This is a genomic window from Pedobacter sp. AC163 (assembly GCF_979258665.1).
Genome location: NZ_OZ409872.1, coordinates 527,140 through 543,780, shown reverse-complemented (window position 1 = coordinate 543,780; position 16,641 = coordinate 527,140). Strand labels below are relative to the sequence as shown.

The following is a 16,641-nucleotide window of genomic DNA, read 5'->3' as shown; positions in this document are numbered from 1 at the left end:
TTTGTAGAATAGGTTGTTTTACTATATTTGCAGACCTCAAAACAACGTCGGTAGGACAGAAAGTAGAGGAAGTTGGAGAGGTGCCTGAGTGGCCGAAAGGAACAGTTTGCTAAACTGTCGTACTGGTAACGGTACCGCGGGTTCGAATCCCGCCCTCTCCGCAAAAAGAAAAAATAATTTGGCAAAAAAATTGATTTATCATTTAAAAATCGTTTCTTTGCCAACCCTTCGAAAAAGGGTTTAACAAGAGAAGATACCAAGTTCGGGATGTAGCGTAGCCCGGTATCGCGCCTGCTTTGGGAGCAGGAGGTCGTAGGTTCGAATCCTGCCATCCCGACAAAAAGTTCAAACCTACTTTCAAAAAAAAGGTTTAAAAAAAGGTGATACCTAAGTTCGGGATGTAGCGTAGCCCGGTATCGCGCCTGCTTTGGGAGCAGGAGGTCGTAGGTTCGAATCCTGCCATCCCGACAACTACAGATACAGTTTGTATCAAAAACCCTCTAAATGATGAATTTAGGGGGTTTTGTTTTTTAAAATGGGTCAATATGGGTCAAACATTTTGCAACCAAAAAGACTACCAAATTATTCTTCGTAAATTTATAATCTCACAAAACTGAAATTTTCTTGTAATTAATTTTTTTAAATAGAACCGATCAGGTCTACCGCTTTTTTCTGCTGTTTTTTGGTAGTCTTTTTGGTTGCAAATTAAGGAGAAGATTTTATGAAATCTAACCACAGTTTTAGCGTCAATTTCTTTATTAGACGCAATAGGGAGTCCTTTGGAAGAACTCTAATTTATGTTAAAATTACTGTCGATGGTATTAGGTTTTTTGTGCCCATAGCACAGACAGTGTAAGTAGCACAGTGGGACCAAAAAGCCAAAAGCTCAACTTTAAAAAAAATAAGCTTTGCATTGTAGGAGCTAGGCGAAATTAATAACTGTGGCTTTACTCATTTTATAATAGCTTCCACTCGTTAAAATACATGTTTCAATCATTGTCTAAAAATATCTTCCCAAAGGCATGTAAATTAAGCTAAGCAATTAATCCTGAAATTTTAGCTGTAATAGCAGGTTTTTAACCAACTTTTAAAAGTCAAGATCATGAAAACTTAACAAAGTTATTGGCAAACCCTCATTGTAATCGATATATATTGATATTTACAATTGGTGGTAATGTCTCTGGCGAATTCTGCAATGGAGAGAAAAGCTTATAGATCACTTCAGAAGTGGTGTTTAAGATTAACCTTGAGGAGAATTTCAGTTATTTTGATTCAGAAAATGGCTTAATGATTAAGGAATAATGACAAAAATAAATATGCTAAATGCTCATAATCAACAGATTGTTTCCTTAGATTTAGTAAAAACAATAATAAAGCTTGTAGACGTCCACTGAAAATAAGGTTTAGTTAACCCATAAAGCTATATAATATGAAAAACATAATATCAATCTTATTACTATCATGGCTCTGTTTAACAGCAAAAGCGCAGAACAGATATTTTGAAATCTATACCGATTCCGCTGCATTGAAAAAGCAAAACGATGATATCATCCGTGATATAGAAGAACGGGTAAAACTTGTTGAGTCTTCTTTTAGTTTCAAAGGACTTACTACAGAAATCCCAAAAACGTTTATGCCTGGGCAATTCAGGTCCAGGACAAATAAGATCTACCAGTTAACCTGGCAAATAGGTGGTCCGCCTATGGAGAGTTTTCTCACAGAAGTGGGCGGAAATACAGAGAAGGGTAAATCTTTAGCTGCGCTGTTTTTTTACGGATTTTTTCTGCCCCACGAAGTGGGGCATGCATTGCAGTTTCATACAGGAAATGTTCCCCAAAATAATTATGACGGAGAGTATGAAGCAAACGAATTGGCTCTTCTATATTGGAGAAGCAAAGGAAAGCAAAAAGAGCTTCGACAATGTTATGAAATGGCAAAAAGGGTACTTACCAAAGTTAAAAATCCTATACCGGAAAATGTCGATGCAAAAAAGTATATCACGGAGCATTATGTCGAATTATTAAAAGACCCCAATAAATATGCTTTTATCCAGTTTTCTCAGATAGTGAAAATATTTGAGGACAAATCCTTGCCGGATTTTAATATCTATATTAAAAAATACTTTAAGAAGTAAGGAGGATACTTTAAAACATTAATTAAGAGTCCTTTTAACAGATATTTAGAACAACATTCTATGAAACGACGTAAATTTTTGCTGACCTCATTGCTGACGGTTCCGTTTACCGCGTTGGCAAAACTTAACTTTTTAACGGAAAGAAAAGCTTGGGCAAAGCCTGAGAAAGGGTTTATCGTGAAGGCATCTGAGAGTAGGTTTTTCGGAAAGAAGACTTCTCCCAAAGAGACTTACGGCCGTTGTATGTTATCCTCAGTAGATACCGAAAATCAACTGTATATGAGTGCCAGTGCTGATTTGTCGAATAAGGAAGTTGGTGGCCCGGCATTGCATATACACCACAAAGACGATGAGATATTCTATGTGGTTTCTGGAGAATTTTTAATCCAGATTAATGAAGAGGTATCCCTGATCAAGAAAGGAGATACAGTTTTTATTCCCAGGGGAACGGCCCATACATTTGCCAACCACCTTGTAGAGAATCCTGGAGAAATGCTTACCATTCATCAACCTATTTCTCCCGAGCTTGAAAAATTCTATGATGTATTCTGTCACAACGGGTACATGAACGAAGAGCAGATGGGTAAGCTTTTTACTAAAGATGAACTGAAAACGCTTTTAGCCAATAATACCTTTGTAGGGCCGCCTATCGATATTGAAGCAGCGCTAAAAACATTAAAGCCGTAATATAATTTTTAAATAAGATCTGTTTCACAAATAGTTGTACAGTAAATGCGTAACTAATAAAACGCAATGGCGAAGAGATCGTAAGTAGTTTTTTGAGAATGGGGATGGCGTTTCAGGACGCAAGTTATACTATGGTTTTACAAAACGTGCTCTCTTGACTATGATAATTTATTGGATAAAACTTTTTTTTTGATGTAATGGAGCATTTGATCAAAAGCTCAATGATATCAATTCGATCTGGGATGTTTGGTGCTTAACATTACTCATTACAATTGCCATCATTTTATCTGGTCTGAAATGAATTAAGTTTTCAGAATTGCGGTTTAAAATATCTTTGAAACAAAAAAGCCTCACATAAATGTGAGGCTTTCTGGTGATCCCGCTGGGATTCGAACCCAGGACCACTACATTAAAAGTGTAATGCTCTACCAGCTGAGCTACGGAATCATTTCCTTTTGTTTAAGGAGGTGCAAATATAGAGATAAAAATTAATCGAGCAAATAAATTTAAATAATTATTAAAAAATTATTTTAAGGTTAAAAAAAAGTAAAGCCAACTCGCTGATTTTGAATTTTGTAAGCTTGCATAACGTTCGAAAAATTTTTTAAAATTATTTTATAGTCCTTGGAATAAAGTTCAAAAACGATTGAAATTGTGCCTTGTGCTTGTTTTTATCCAACTTGAAATAAAACGCACCACGCCTCGAATTCGATTTATCTTTTTCAGTTTGTTTAATTAGCAGTCCGCTGGCGGTAATTTTACGAATGAAGTTGCGGTTATCAATCGGTGAGTCGTAAACCTGCTCGTAAAGTGCCTGCAACTGCGGAATGGTGAATTTTTTCGGCAGCAGCTCAAACAGAATAGGGTGCAGTGCTGCCTGGTAGCGAATCTTGGCCATAGCAGCCTTAACCATATCGTTATGGTCGAAAATCAGTTCGGGTACTTCTTTTAACTTAAACCATTCTGCGTGGTATTGATCGTTGATCTGTTTGCTGTATTTGTTAATGTCAATCAAAGCAAAGTAAACTACCGAAATAGTGCGTTCAATGGGGTCACGGTCTGGGCGACCGTAGGAGTGGAGTTGCTCCAGGTAAACATCATGCAAGCCTGTTAGTTCTAACAGGATTCTTTTTGCGGCGCCATCTAAATCTTCCGTATCGCCGATAAAACCGCCCATTAAACTCCATTGATCTTTAACGGGTTCAATCGCCCTTTTGATTACTAATAATTTAAGTTGATCGCCATCGTAACCAAAAATAATGCAATCTACAGCAACAAGGACAGGTTTTTGATTTAAATATTTTCCCATTAAAAAAGAGAGTTAAGTTTTTCGTCGTTATAATCACTAATAAAGCCTAAGATGTTCGGATATCCATCAAACTCCTCGATGCTGTGAGTGGTAGTGAGTACGATGCATTTCATTCCAGCATTTAATGCTGATTCGACGCCTTTCGGCGCATCTTCAAAAACCACACAATCTTGCGGCGAAATATTTAATGCTGCTGCGGCTTTTAAAAATGTTTCAGGATCTGGCTTGCTAATTTCCACATCATCAGCACTCACTATTGCGTTCAAGTAATTGCGAATGTTTAATCCATCAACAACAAAATCGATATTAAATGGAATTGCTGCAGAACCAATGGCCATCGCGATATTTTTCTGCCTGGCCAATTCTAAAAAATTGTCTAGTCCGGAAATTAAAGCCAGGTGCGGAAAATAGCCTTCCTGATATTTTTTCTCCTTATCCATAGAAAGCTTTTCTATTTCTGATGGAGAAAATTTATTGCGACCAAATACCCGCTCTAAAACTTCGTGGTTTTTGCCATACATCTCTTGCTTAACGGTTTCGTAATCTAAATTTGCACCTAAATCTTCATTCATAATGGAATGCCAGGCCAAGGTGTGATATTGCATATCGTTGATCATGGTGCCATTCAAATCAAACAGAAATGCTTTAGGTTTGAAGTCGAAATTTTGCATAAGCCGCTAAATTATGTGAAATTTTTAGATGTGAGCTAATCCAATCAATATTACCTTAAATTTAATTGATAATCGTTGGAATAACGTTAATTTATTTTTCATACTTTAGCCTTAACCAAAATAAATCTTATGAAACGAATTTTTTTAAAAGGCTTTCCAATTGCAGCAATTTGCTTAGCGGCCACGTTATATTCCTGCAATCCAAAAAGTGAAAAAAAGGATGAAACAAGCGTTCAGGCTGATTCATCAAAATATAACACCACACTTGAGGGTAAGGAAGTGAAGCTTTTCACTTTAAAAAACAAGCAAGGTGCAGTAGTTACAATTTCCAACTATGGTGGTCGAATTGTATCACTTATGGTGCCTGATAAGGATAACAAACTTACCGATGTAGTTTTAGGATATGATAGTATCGGAGCCTATCGCAAAAAAGGAGAACCGTTTTTCGGTGCTTTAATCGGTAGATATGGTAACAGAATTGCTAAAGGAAAATTTACCCTTGAAGGTAAGGAGTATCAACTTCAGTTAAATGATGGGGTAAACACCTTACATGGCGGAACAGACGGTTTCTTTTCAAAAGTTTGGGAAGCCAAGCAGTTAGATGGACAAAAATTAGAACTTAATTACATTTCTAAAGATGGTGAAGCGGGTTATCCTGGTAAGCTTGATGTGAAAGTGGTTTACAGCTTAACAGAAGATAATTCATTAACAATTGATTATACTGCTACGACAGATAAAGCAACGGTGGTAAACTTGACCAATCACGCTTACTTCAATTTAAATGGTGAAGGAAACAAAACGATTTTAGACCACGAGTTAATGATTGCTGCTGATGCTTATACGCCCGTTGATTCAACGTTGATTCCTACAGGTAAGTTACAGTCAGTTAAAGGCACTGCTTTCGATTTCAATACAGCCAAAGCCATAGGCAAATCAATTGATGAAAATGACCAGCAATTAAAGTACGGCAAAGGCTACGACCATAATTTTGCACTTAAAGCAAATGATGGCAAAACTGCTGTTGCAAAGGTTACAAGTCCATCGACAGGAATTATATTAGAAGTTTTTACCACTGAGCCTGGCTTACAGTTTTACAGCGGAAATTTTTTGACAGGTGCAGATAAAGATGGTAAAGGCGGAAAATCGTATCCTCACCGTTCGGCCTTCTGCCTGGAAACACAACATTTCCCAGATGCACCGAATCACCCGAACTTTGCTTCAACCGTATTAAAACCTGGTGAAACTTACAAAACCAGCTCTACTTATAAGTTTTCTAAGTAAACCCCAATTTTATCAACTTAAGCTTTTTTACCACAGATGCACATAGATAAACACAGATTTTATTTGGAAAATAATTTTATCTGTACCTATCCTGTTCATCTGTGGTTAATTAAATCGCAAATCTCATTTAAGATTTCAACAACCGATCGGGAAACTGAGTAATTTTCTCAATGGTTAACTGCTGCATAATCTGATACAAATGCGTCTTGAACATATTGATAGTGTGATCGCCACCTTCATTGCCAAGCGCACCCACGCCATACATAAAAGGGCGGCCCATAAAATTAAATTCCGAACCTACAGCATGTGCCCTTGCTAAATCTACACCTGAACGAATACCTCCGTCCATCATAATTTTAAGCTTTGATTTGTATGCCGGATTAGCGGCGAGTTTGATTAACGAATTAATCGAAGACTCGCCTGCATCAATTTGCCTGCCGCCATGGTTAGACACGATTACGCCATCTACACCAATTTGAATCGCTGCCTGCATGTCTTCATCGGTAGCAATTCCTTTAAGTACCAAAGGGCCTTTCCAAATCTCGCGGATAGCCGAAACTTTTTCGATATCAACTTTTCCGGTAAAGGTCTTGTTCATGAATTGCCCTAACTGCGACATATCCATGCCTTTTTCCATATAAGGTTTTAATGTTGCGAAAGAAGGAATGCCATGTTGCAAAGTTTTTATTCCCCATAATGGACGGGCAAAAGCTTGCAGAATATTATTGATAGACATTTTTGGTGGGATGGAAAGTCCACTCTTGATCTCTTTATATCGTAATCCAAAAGCTGGTACATCAACTAAAACGACCAGAACCGGGCATTCTACTGCTTTTAATCTTTTAAGAATATCATCTCTTAAGCTATTTTCTGTCGGATGATATAATTGGAACCAGGCTTTTCCATCCGATACTTCAGCAATACGTTCGATGCTGCTCGTAGAAACCGTACTGAGCGTATATGGGATATCGGCTTTTGCTGCGGCCCTCGCTAAAATTTCTGGTGCGTTTGGCCACATTAAACCTTGCAAACCAATCGGCGAAATTCCAAACGGTGCACTATAACGGCGACCGAAAAGTTCGACAGACATGTCAATATCTCCACCAACTTTTAAGTAGTTTGGTTTTAAATAAATGTCATCAAAATCGTTTTCGTTTCTAATGAGGTTGAGTCCTTCATTGCAACCTCCTTCAAGATAGTCGAAAGCAAACTTTGGAATTCTTGACTTCGCCTTAACTCTTAAATCGGCAATGGAGGGATATTGTGGATTATAAGGGAACGTGATCTTTTTACTCATATTAATTTGTTCATTATCTATTATTTGGTTCGAGAGGCGAAAACTAATATTTTAAATTAAATTTCCCATCCTGCTCTATCGGCCTGGTTTAAATGATCAGAGTTTGTAAAAAGCACTTGCATTCTCTCCAAAAATAAGTTTTCTTTCGGCGTCAGTAAATCGCATTGCATACTTACTTACCAGATTAAACCAATCCTGGTAGGGGCGACTGATGAGCATTACCGGCCAATCACTGCCATACATCACCCTTTCGCAGCCAAAATTTTCAAAAATCACATCGAAACAATTAAATATTTCGACTTCCTTCCAGTTTTTCCAATCGGCTTCGGCTAATAATCCGGAAACTTTGCATGACACATTCGTGTTTTGCGCAAGCGTTTTGATATGACCAGACCATGTTTTGAGGTCTTGGGATTTTACATCAGGTTTAGCACAATGATCCAAAACCAGCGGCTGATCTGGAAGTTGGTCAACAAGCTCCAAAATACTTTCCAGTTGGTTATGATAGCAAAGTAAATCATAGGTGAATGCAAACTGATTAAGCTGCTTTACGCCTTCAACAAATTTCGGATCGACAATAAACTCGTGGCTTTCGGCCTGCAAAACATGCCTGAAACCCTTAATCTTCTTAAAATTTTTCCAATGACTTAACCGATCAGGTAATTTTTTGTCTTTCAAATCAACCCATCCCACTATTCCTTTGATCATGTCATTTTGCTCCGCGAGTGTAAGCAGAAAATCATTTTCAGCTTCCGACTGGTTTGCCTGAACCGCAACACAACCTGAAATTTGAAGCTCATTGTAAGTTCGCATCAAATTTTTTGGAGAAAAGTCTTTCCGGATGGCATTCATTTTCTCTGAAATCCAACTGTCTCTAACAGGGTCGAAATTCCAGAAATGTACGTGAGAGTCAATCATAAATTATTATAGTTTAAAAATCTGGTCCATCAATCTCCATTTTTCGCGGGGTAAAGCACCGGGCAAGGCTTGCTGATATTTCCACATCAACGCTTCCCATTCCTGCACTTTTGAATTCTTTAAATCGGCTGCTGTTTTCTTTTCAAAAGTAAAGCTGTCGTTTACATCCATCACCATGAAAAGGCGGGTTCCGGAAAGGTAAATTTCCATATCATCTATCCCAGAAGATTTAATGCTATCTAAAATTTCAGGCCAAACCGATTGGTGATACTGCTTGTAAGCAGCAATTAGTTCGTTATTATCGATCAAATCGAGCGTAAAGCAGTGTCTTTTCATGTTAGTTTCCGCTGTAAGCTTTAACAGTTTGTTTGCTGCTACCTAAGCCGTCAATGCCCAATTCTACAACATCGCCTGCTTTTAAATACCATGGTTCAGGTTTTTGGCCCAAACCAACACCTGCAGGTGTTCCGGTAGTAATCACGTCGCCAGGTAAAAGTGTCATAAACTGGCTGATGTATGAAATCATGAAAGGAACATTGAAAATCAGATTCGATGTGTTTCCATCTTGTAAGGTTTTACCATTCACGGTTAGCCACAGGCGAAGATTGTGGACATCAGCAATTTCATCTTGCGTGGCAATAAATGGGCCGATAGGGGCGAATGTGTCGCAGCTTTTACCCTTAACCCATTGTCCGTTTCTTTCCAGTTGGAATTCGCGTTCGCTGTAATCATTATGCAAAACATAACCGGCAACATGATCTAAAGCGTTTTCTTCTGAAACATAACTGGCTTTTTTGCCAATCACGATAGCCAGTTCTACTTCCCAGTCAGTTTTTTTGCTGTTTTTTGGAATCACTAAATCGTCATTCGGACCAACGATTGCCGAGGTTGCCTTAAAAAACAAAATGGGCTCAGTTGGGATCGCCGCATTGGTTTCTGCAGCGTGATCTTTATAGTTTAAGCCTACGCAAATAAGTTTTGATGGGCGAGCAAGGGCTGCTCCCAAACGTACATTTTGATCAACTTCTGGTAAATCAGCCGACTCAAGATTTTTTTTTAATTTCTCTAAACCGTCGCCACCAAAAAACGCCTCGTTATAATCATCAACCAATGATGAAGCATCGTAATATTTTTCATTGATAATCACACCTGGTTTTTCAAATCCTGGTTCGCCAAATCGTATTAATTTCATTTTAGAAAGTATTTATATTTTATTTTATCTAATTATTTAATGTGGTAAAGCCGCCATCAATAGGATAATCGCAGCCAGTTATAAAAGAAGCCTCGTCGCTACATAAATATAAGGCAAGGGCACCAACTTCCTCCGGCTTCGCCATCCTTCCAATCGGTTGAGTTTTCGAAAGTTTCTCAAACATTTCATCGATGTTATCTGGGTAGTTCTTTTGTAGAAATCCATCAACAAAAGGCGTATGCACCCTGGCTGGAGAAATAGAGTTGCATCTGATATTTTCGCCGATATAATCTTTTGCAACGCTCATCGTCATCGCTTTAACTGCACCCTTTGCAGTACTGTAAACAAAGCGATCGGGCAGGCCGATTAATGCAGCAATGGAAGCCATATTGATAATTACACCACCGCCAGCTTCCCGCAATTGTGGGATAGCCGCGTATAAACAATTATATACGCCTTTTACATTTACACGCATTACCCTGTCGAAATCAGATTCTTCAGTGGTATCGGCCTTACCAATATGGGCAATGCCAGCATTATTTACCAAAATGTTAATCGCTCCGATTTGATTGAAAATTTCTTTTACTGCCTGATGATCAGCAACGTCGCAAGCATAACTAAAAGCCCTTCCGCCAGCCGCTTCTATTTCTGATAACGCTCCGGCAGCTTGTTCTACACCCAGCTCGATGATGTGCACTTCTGCACCTTGTTTTGCCAATATGGTCGCTATGGCTTTTCCAATTCCACTTCCACCACCTGTAACTACAGCTCGTTTATTTTGTAATGAAAACATATTTTTTTTTCAGATTAATAATTGATAATTTGGTTAAAATCCTGATCGAAATCGGAGTAAGAAGCAAATATATACAACGCTTCTCTTTGTTGTTGTTTTTATACTTACAAATAAAGCAGATATTCTTGATTAAAAATTTGATCTTCTTATCAAAATACTTGCTGATGTTGTCATATTGCCTTTAAAGTTATTAAAAGATGGTTTACCTTGCAGAAATATTACAAAATCCAAAGGCTATAATACTTATATTTGAATAATTTATTTATATTTAAATAAGCTTTTTAACCAAATGTTATTTCCTTAGCCTTGTTTTCAAGGTTTGTTATTAGAGCCAACCGAATGAGAAATTTTCTGATTTTTATTTTCCTTTTTATTTCCAGCAGTGCGATAGCGAATTCAGTAACGCCAGCAGCAAAATCAAAAACCATCTATTTATCCTCGCAAAGTGGTACACGTGAAAAGTTTGGCTTGAAACGCCTGACGGATGCGTTAGTTGCAAGTGGTTATAGCGTTAAGTTTAATGTGATTGATTATCGCCAGAAGTTTGTAAAGGGTAAAAACTCTATTGTTATCGGCACTGCAGACGACAAAATTTTTAAACCGCAATTCCCGGTTTCACTTGTCAAAAAGGCTTCTACAGCTGGTAAAGAAGGTTTTTCTATCTCTTGTGATCAGGATGGTACACTTTATATTATAGGTGCAGACCATTCAGGAACCCTTTATGGTTGTTTGGATTTGATCGATAAAATTGCTGAAAACAAAGTTCTCCCAGCAAAGCTTTCCTATACCGATCATCCGGAAATGGTGTTAAGGGGAACCTGCATTGGCCTCCAAAAACCCGATTATCTCCCGGGTCATGATGTTTATGAATATCCTTATACCGAAGAATCTTTTCCATGGTTATATGATAAAAAGCTATGGATAAAATATCTGGATATGATGGTTGAAAACCGCTATAATTCTCTTTATTTATGGAACGGGCATCCATTTTCATCCTTGTTAAGGCTTAAAGAATATCCTTATGCGGTTGAAGTGGATGACGCGACTTTAAAAAAGAACGAAGAAATTTTCCGTTTTCTAACCAGTGAGGCTGATAAACGTGGAATTTGGGTTATTCAGATGTTTTATAACATCATTATCCCGAAACCTTTTGCAGACAAGCATGGCTTGAAGACTCAAGACAGGAACCGACCGATTATTCCTTTAATTGCTGATTATACACAGAAATCTATTTCTGCTTTTGTAGCGAAATATCCAAATGTGGGTTTAATGGTGGCGCTAGGCGAGGCTATGGAAGGTGTCGGCCAGGATGATATTGATTGGTTTACCAAAACAATTATACCCGGAGTGAAGGATGGTTTGAAGGCAGCCGGAATTAAAGAGGAGCCACCAATTGTTTTACGGGCGCATGATACCGATGCACCAGCGGTGATGAAGGCAGCTTTACCTTTTTATAAAAACTTATATACTGAAAATAAATTTAATGGCGAGGCTTTAACAACTTACGAACCTCGTGGTGCATGGGCAGAGCTCAATCGTAAATTGGCAGCCATAGGCACTGTAAACATTTCAAACGTTCACATCTTGGCAAATCTGGAACCTTTTAGATATGGATCTGCAGATTTTATTCAGAAATCGGTTATAGCGATGAATAAAATATACAATGCGAAAGGTTTGCATTTGTATCCTCAACACAGCTATTGGGATTGGCCTTATGCCGCCGATGATGTGAAAGGAAGGATTTTAGAGGTAGATCGCGACTGGATTTGGTACAAGGAATGGGCAAGATACGCCTGGAAATCAGAACGTGATCGCCCACAGGAAGTTAATTATTGGGGCAAACAGCTTGCTGATAAATATGGCTCGAGCTTGGCGGATGGAAAATCAATTTTGAACGCTTATGAAGAGTCTGGAGAGATATCGCCAAAATTATTGCGTCGGTACGGCATTACAGATGGCAACCGCCAAACCTTAACTTTAGGTATGCTGATGACGCAGTTAATTAACCCTTTCCGTTACGGTTTATTTACATTGATGTACGAATCGGAAGCGCCGGAAGGCGAGATGATTATTGAGTATGCGGAAAAGGAATGGAAAAAACAAGGTCACATTGGCGAAACACCTGTTCAGGTTGCTAAAGAAGTGGTGGAACATGGGAAAAAGGCATTGGCATCTATCGAAAAGGTAAAAGCAACGAAAGATGTCAAAGAATTTAATCGCCTTAAAAACGACATGTATTGCTATGATGAAATGGCTAATTTCTATGCAGAAAAGGTAAAATCAGCACTGTGGATTTTGAGGTATAAATATTCTAACAACGTTGCCGATTTAGAGCAGGCATTGCCTTTTCTTCAAAAAAGTGTGGATCATTATGCTAAACTGGTTAAGCTTACTGAAAGCAGTTATTTATATGCCAATAGCATGCAAACCAAACAAAGGAAAATTCCGATGCGAGGAGTTGATAAAACTTTTATCCATTGGGAAGAAATGTTGCCTGTTTTTACAAAAGAATTAAACCATTTTAAGAAGAGCATCGATTCTTTAAAATCATTAAACGGAGCAGCTGTTACTAAAGTTATGCCTTACAAAGCTGCTGAAGTAAATGTACTTAACGAATCTGCAAACTACATCATCAACAAAAATGTGGAGGTATTTACAGATACCACCGTTCAAATCAAAGAAGTTGCCGAACAATTGATCGGTTTGAAAGGAATAAAAATTTCAAAGGAAAAGCAAGTTAAAACGGGTACCGAAATCAAATTTTCGACTAAAGCGCCTGTGAAGTTGTTGGTGGGATTTTTCAGTCAGAAAAACCCAAAATACCTGGCTCCACCTCAGTTGGAAACCGATGCAAGTGCAAATAATTATGGCCAGTCGGAAATTAAAATTTCGAATGCTTTGGTGCTAAACGGCTTTCCGCCGGCAAACGTACATGCTTATTCATTCTCGGCAGGAACGCATAAGTTGAATCTGGGTAAAGGCGAATGTTTAATATTAGGTTTTATTGATGATAAACAAGAACTGCGTATCTTCAATGCAGGCTTAGATGGTAGAGGAAAAGATATAGACTGGTTATTTGAATAATGAGAAATACACGAAATTTTATAGCGACCATTTCCTTATCGGTTATGGCGTTTACAGGCTTTGCACAGCAAAAATCTATTTTAGGCACTGAAAAATTAAATAAATATGTGTCGTATTTTAATTCAATCGATGACGAAGCGGTAAAAAATTATATTCCAAATGCCGACGCTTTTAATTGGCTGGCAGATCAGGCGCCTTTATTCGAATGCCCTGATTCTGTTCTAGAACAAAATTATTATTACCGTTGGTGGACCTTTAGAAAGCATTTGGTTAAAACACCGGAAGGATTCATTTTTACCGAATTTATTGAACCTGTAAAACATGCTGGAAAATACAACTCCATCAGCTGTGCTTTAGGGCATCATATTTATGAAGGCCGTTGGTTGAAAGACAACAGCTATTTAAAAGATTATATCAAATTTTGGCTTTATAAAGCCGATGTTGGTCAACCTAAGCAACGTTTTCATCAATTCAGCAGTTGGGTTGATGATGCCATTTATCAGAACTATCTGGTAAAACCTGATCAAGGTTTTTTAAAAGAAATTCTCCCGGCACTTGATGAAGATTATGCCAAATGGGAAACTCAGCGACAACTTAAAAATGGCTTGTTCTGGCAACATGATGTGAAGGATGGAATGGAAGAATCAGTGAGTGGCTCAAGGAAGGATCAAAATCAACGCCCTACCATTAACAGTTACATGTATGGAAATGCTGTGGCTTTAGCTAAGATTGGTGAAATGTTTAGCGATCAGGCTTTGGTTTCGAAATATCAATCAAAGGCTAAAGCGATTAAAAAATTAGTGCAGGATAGTTTGTGGAATTCATCTGAATCATTTTTCGAAACCAGGAAAGCAAAAGGTGGTTCGTCTGATGTACGCGAAGCCATTGGTTTTACACCCTGGGACTTCAACCTGCCTGATGATAAGGCAGAATACGCAAAGGCATGGAATCAATTACTGGATACCGCCGGCTTTAAAGCGCCATGGGGATTAACCACTGCCGAGCGTCGGGAGCCAACTTTTAGAACCCGTGGTACGGGCCATAGCTGCGAATGGGATGGTGCACTTTGGCCTTTTGCAAGCTCGCAAACCTTAAAAGGGCTTTCGAATTTGCTTACAAATTACAAAAATCACGGTAAAATGAATGCACAGGTCTTTTATCAGGAATTGCATCAATACGCGGCTTCTCATGTGAAAAACGGTAAACGGTATATTGGCGAATATCAGGATGAAAAAACGGGAGAATGGCTAAAAGGCGATAATCCTAGAAGTAGTTTTTATAATCACTCCACTTTTAACGATTTAATCATTAACGATCTGATTGGAGTAAAACCTCGCCAGGATAACATGTTAGAAATCTATCCATTAATTCCGAAAAATAAATGGGATTGGTTTGCTTTGGATAATCTAACTTACCATAATAAAATAGTGACTTTAATCTGGGATAAAACCGGGAAAAAGTACAATAAAGGAAAAGGTTTTGCGGTGTATGTTGATGGAAAAGAAATTTATAGATCTAAAACATTGAAGCCTGTAAAAGTTGAGATGAACTAAAGAGAGCTGAAGCCAGTATGTGGGTTGGCAGTTCCTCCTTTTCGCGACGGCAGAAATTTGAAAGCAGCATGTTATGCTTTAGGCTTAGTTAATTGTAAATGATCACATCATAAATTAAAAATATAAATAGTAATAAACAAAATGAAACACATCCTAAAGTCGCTAATCTTTTTACTATTAACAGGTTTTTATTTATCCGTTAACGCACAATCGTTTTATAATGTTACCAAATATGGTGCGAAAAACGACAGTAGTAAATTGGCTACTGCTGCCATCAAAAAGGCAATTGATGCGGCATCAAAAGCAGGTGGTGGAACGGTTTATTTCCCAGCAGGAAAATACTTAACTGGTGCAATACATTTAAAAAGTAATATCACCATTTTTATAGATGCTGGTGCTGAATTGCACTTCAGCGATAACTTTGATGATTATCTGCCAATGGTGGAAAGTAGATATGAAGGTGTAGACGTTAAAAGTTTCTCGCCATTATTTTATGCTTACAAAGCGGAGAATATCTCCATCATAGGGCGTGGACTAATTGACGGCCATGGCAAGAAGTGGTGGGATTTTGTGGAAGGTTATAAAGAGGGGCAAGCTCGATCTAAATGGCAATATGAATTCGATAAATTAAACAAAGACATTTTGTTGCCAGACGATCCGAAGCAAATGAAACGAGGTTTTCTTCGTCCGCCGTTTATTCAAACCATGTTTTGTAAAAACGTATTGATTGAGGGCATTACCATACGGAATTCGCCATTCTGGACGGTTAACCCTGAGTTTTGCGAAAATGTAAAGATCCATGCGGTAACAATCAATAATCCGCACTCCCCAAATACGGATGGAATTAACCCGGAATCTTGCAAAAATGTTCACATTTCAGATTGCCATATTAGCGTTGGCGATGACTGTATCACGATTAAATCGGGTAAGGATAAACCTGGAAGAAGAATGGCAATTCCAGCCGAAAACTATGTAATTACCAATTGTACGATGTTATCCGGTCATGGCGGTGTGGTGATTGGCAGCGAAATGTCTGGCGATGTGCGGAAAATTACCATATCTAATTGCGTTTTTGATGGAACGGATAGAGGAATCAGAATTAAAACTGCAAGAGGAAGGGGTGGTGTAGTGGAAGAAATTCGGGTGAGCAACATCATCATGAAAGATATTAAGCAGCAAGCTATTGTTTTAGATATGCAGTATGCTAAAACGAATGTAGAACCGGTGTCTGATCGAACCCCAAAATTCAGAAATATCCACTTCAGTAATATCACAGGCCAGGTAAACCAGGCAGCTTACCTCAATGGTTTAGAAGAAATGCCGATTGAAAATATCACGTTTAACGATATTAATATGGATGCAAAAACTGGTTTTGATATCAGTTTTTCAAATAAAATTGAATTTCATAATGTACAGGTGAACACAGAAATGGGTGCTTCTTTAAAGGCATCAAGAGTAAATAATCTGGTAATTAATAATCTTAAAACCTATACTCCGCATAACGATGCAGCAGTGGTAGACTTAAAAAATGTAAGTAATTTATTTCTTTACAACTCTTTTCCAGTGGTAGGAACAGGCACTTATTTAAGGTTAAGCGGTGCCGGAACGAAAAATATCTCTTTAGGAAATAACAATTTTAGAAACGCCAGGGTAGGTGTAAGAAAAGAAAAAGACGCCTTCGAAGCGATAGACTATGTTTCTGGTGATAAAGGACAATAGAAC

General features: G+C 38.1%; 13 protein-coding genes and 4 tRNA genes. 9 read left to right on the top strand and 8 right to left on the bottom strand.

Going from position 1 to position 16,641, the window contains the following annotated elements:
- The first annotated feature begins 74 nt into the window (after positions 1-74).
- The 5 genes from ACZZZK_RS02255 to ACZZZK_RS02235 all read left to right on the top strand — a co-directional run bounded on the left by ACZZZK_RS02255 (position 75) and on the right by ACZZZK_RS02235 (position 2,821).
- A tRNA-Ser gene (locus ACZZZK_RS02255) sits at positions 75-161 on the top strand.
- Positions 162-263: 102 nt separating this feature from the next.
- A tRNA-Pro gene (locus ACZZZK_RS02250) sits at positions 264-337 on the top strand.
- 57 nt (positions 338-394) lie between these two features.
- A tRNA-Pro gene (locus ACZZZK_RS02245) sits at positions 395-468 on the top strand.
- A 961-nt stretch (positions 469-1,429) separates the two neighbouring features.
- Entirely contained in the window at positions 1,430-2,134 is a 705-nt protein-coding gene (locus ACZZZK_RS02240; RefSeq protein ID WP_463482663.1) for a hypothetical protein, read from the top strand.
- 60 nt (positions 2,135-2,194) lie between these two features.
- A complete protein-coding gene (locus ACZZZK_RS02235; protein WP_463482662.1) occupies positions 2,195-2,821 on the top strand; it encodes a cupin domain-containing protein in 627 nt (208 codons plus the stop codon).
- A gap of 371 nt (positions 2,822-3,192) precedes the next feature.
- Here ACZZZK_RS02235 and ACZZZK_RS02230 read toward each other — a convergent pair.
- From ACZZZK_RS02230 to ACZZZK_RS02220, 3 genes are all read right to left on the bottom strand, one after another.
- A tRNA-Lys gene (locus ACZZZK_RS02230) sits at positions 3,193-3,268 on the bottom strand.
- Between the two features lie 163 nt (positions 3,269-3,431).
- Positions 3,432-4,130, bottom strand: a complete 699-nt coding sequence (locus ACZZZK_RS02225; protein WP_463482661.1) for an NUDIX hydrolase — start codon at positions 4,128-4,130, stop codon at positions 3,432-3,434.
- On the bottom strand, positions 4,130-4,801 hold the full coding sequence (locus tag ACZZZK_RS02220; protein WP_463482660.1) for an HAD family hydrolase: 672 nt from the start codon (positions 4,799-4,801) through the stop codon (positions 4,130-4,132). The genes ACZZZK_RS02225 and ACZZZK_RS02220 overlap by 1 nt, the downstream gene beginning before the upstream one ends.
- A gap of 129 nt (positions 4,802-4,930) precedes the next feature.
- On the opposite strand from ACZZZK_RS02220, the gene ACZZZK_RS02215 reads away from it, so the two are divergent.
- A complete protein-coding gene (locus ACZZZK_RS02215) occupies positions 4,931-6,082 on the top strand; it encodes an aldose epimerase family protein (RefSeq protein WP_463482659.1) in 1,152 nt (383 codons plus the stop codon).
- A 127-nt stretch (positions 6,083-6,209) separates the two neighbouring features.
- Here ACZZZK_RS02215 and ACZZZK_RS02210 read toward each other — a convergent pair whose 3' ends face one another.
- The 5 genes from ACZZZK_RS02210 to ACZZZK_RS02190 form a co-directional block, all read right to left on the bottom strand.
- The gene (locus ACZZZK_RS02210) at positions 6,210-7,379 is read right to left on the bottom strand and encodes an alpha-hydroxy acid oxidase (RefSeq protein WP_463482658.1); all 1,170 of its coding nucleotides are present in this window, start codon (positions 7,377-7,379) and stop codon (positions 6,210-6,212) included.
- 96 nt (positions 7,380-7,475) lie between these two features.
- The gene (locus ACZZZK_RS02205; RefSeq protein WP_463482657.1) at positions 7,476-8,297 is read right to left on the bottom strand and encodes an amidohydrolase family protein; all 822 of its coding nucleotides are present in this window, start codon (positions 8,295-8,297) and stop codon (positions 7,476-7,478) included.
- A 6-nt stretch (positions 8,298-8,303) separates the two neighbouring features.
- Positions 8,304-8,633: an L-rhamnose mutarotase gene (locus ACZZZK_RS02200; RefSeq protein ID WP_463482656.1), complete on the bottom strand. Its 330-nt coding sequence runs from the start codon at positions 8,631-8,633 to the stop codon at positions 8,304-8,306.
- Position 8,634: 1 nt separating this feature from the next.
- Entirely contained in the window at positions 8,635-9,489 is an 855-nt protein-coding gene (locus ACZZZK_RS02195) for a fumarylacetoacetate hydrolase family protein (RefSeq protein WP_463482655.1), read from the bottom strand.
- Between the two features lie 28 nt (positions 9,490-9,517).
- Positions 9,518-10,282, bottom strand: a complete 765-nt coding sequence (locus ACZZZK_RS02190) for an SDR family NAD(P)-dependent oxidoreductase (RefSeq protein WP_463482654.1) — start codon at positions 10,280-10,282, stop codon at positions 9,518-9,520.
- Between the two features lie 339 nt (positions 10,283-10,621).
- On the opposite strand from ACZZZK_RS02190, the gene ACZZZK_RS02185 reads away from it, so the two are divergent.
- From ACZZZK_RS02185 to ACZZZK_RS02175, 3 genes are all read left to right on the top strand, one after another.
- Complete coding sequence (locus tag ACZZZK_RS02185) at positions 10,622-13,366, top strand: alpha-d-galacturonidase (protein ID WP_463482653.1); 2,745 nt, start codon at positions 10,622-10,624, stop codon at positions 13,364-13,366.
- Entirely contained in the window at positions 13,366-14,919 is a 1,554-nt protein-coding gene (locus tag ACZZZK_RS02180) for an MGH1-like glycoside hydrolase domain-containing protein (RefSeq protein ID WP_463482652.1), read from the top strand. Before ACZZZK_RS02185 ends, ACZZZK_RS02180 begins: the two co-directional genes overlap by 1 nt.
- Before the next feature lie 141 nt (positions 14,920-15,060).
- Complete coding sequence (locus ACZZZK_RS02175) at positions 15,061-16,638, top strand: glycoside hydrolase family 28 protein (RefSeq protein ID WP_463482651.1); 1,578 nt, start codon at positions 15,061-15,063, stop codon at positions 16,636-16,638.
- Positions 16,639-16,641: the final 3 nt, after the last annotated feature.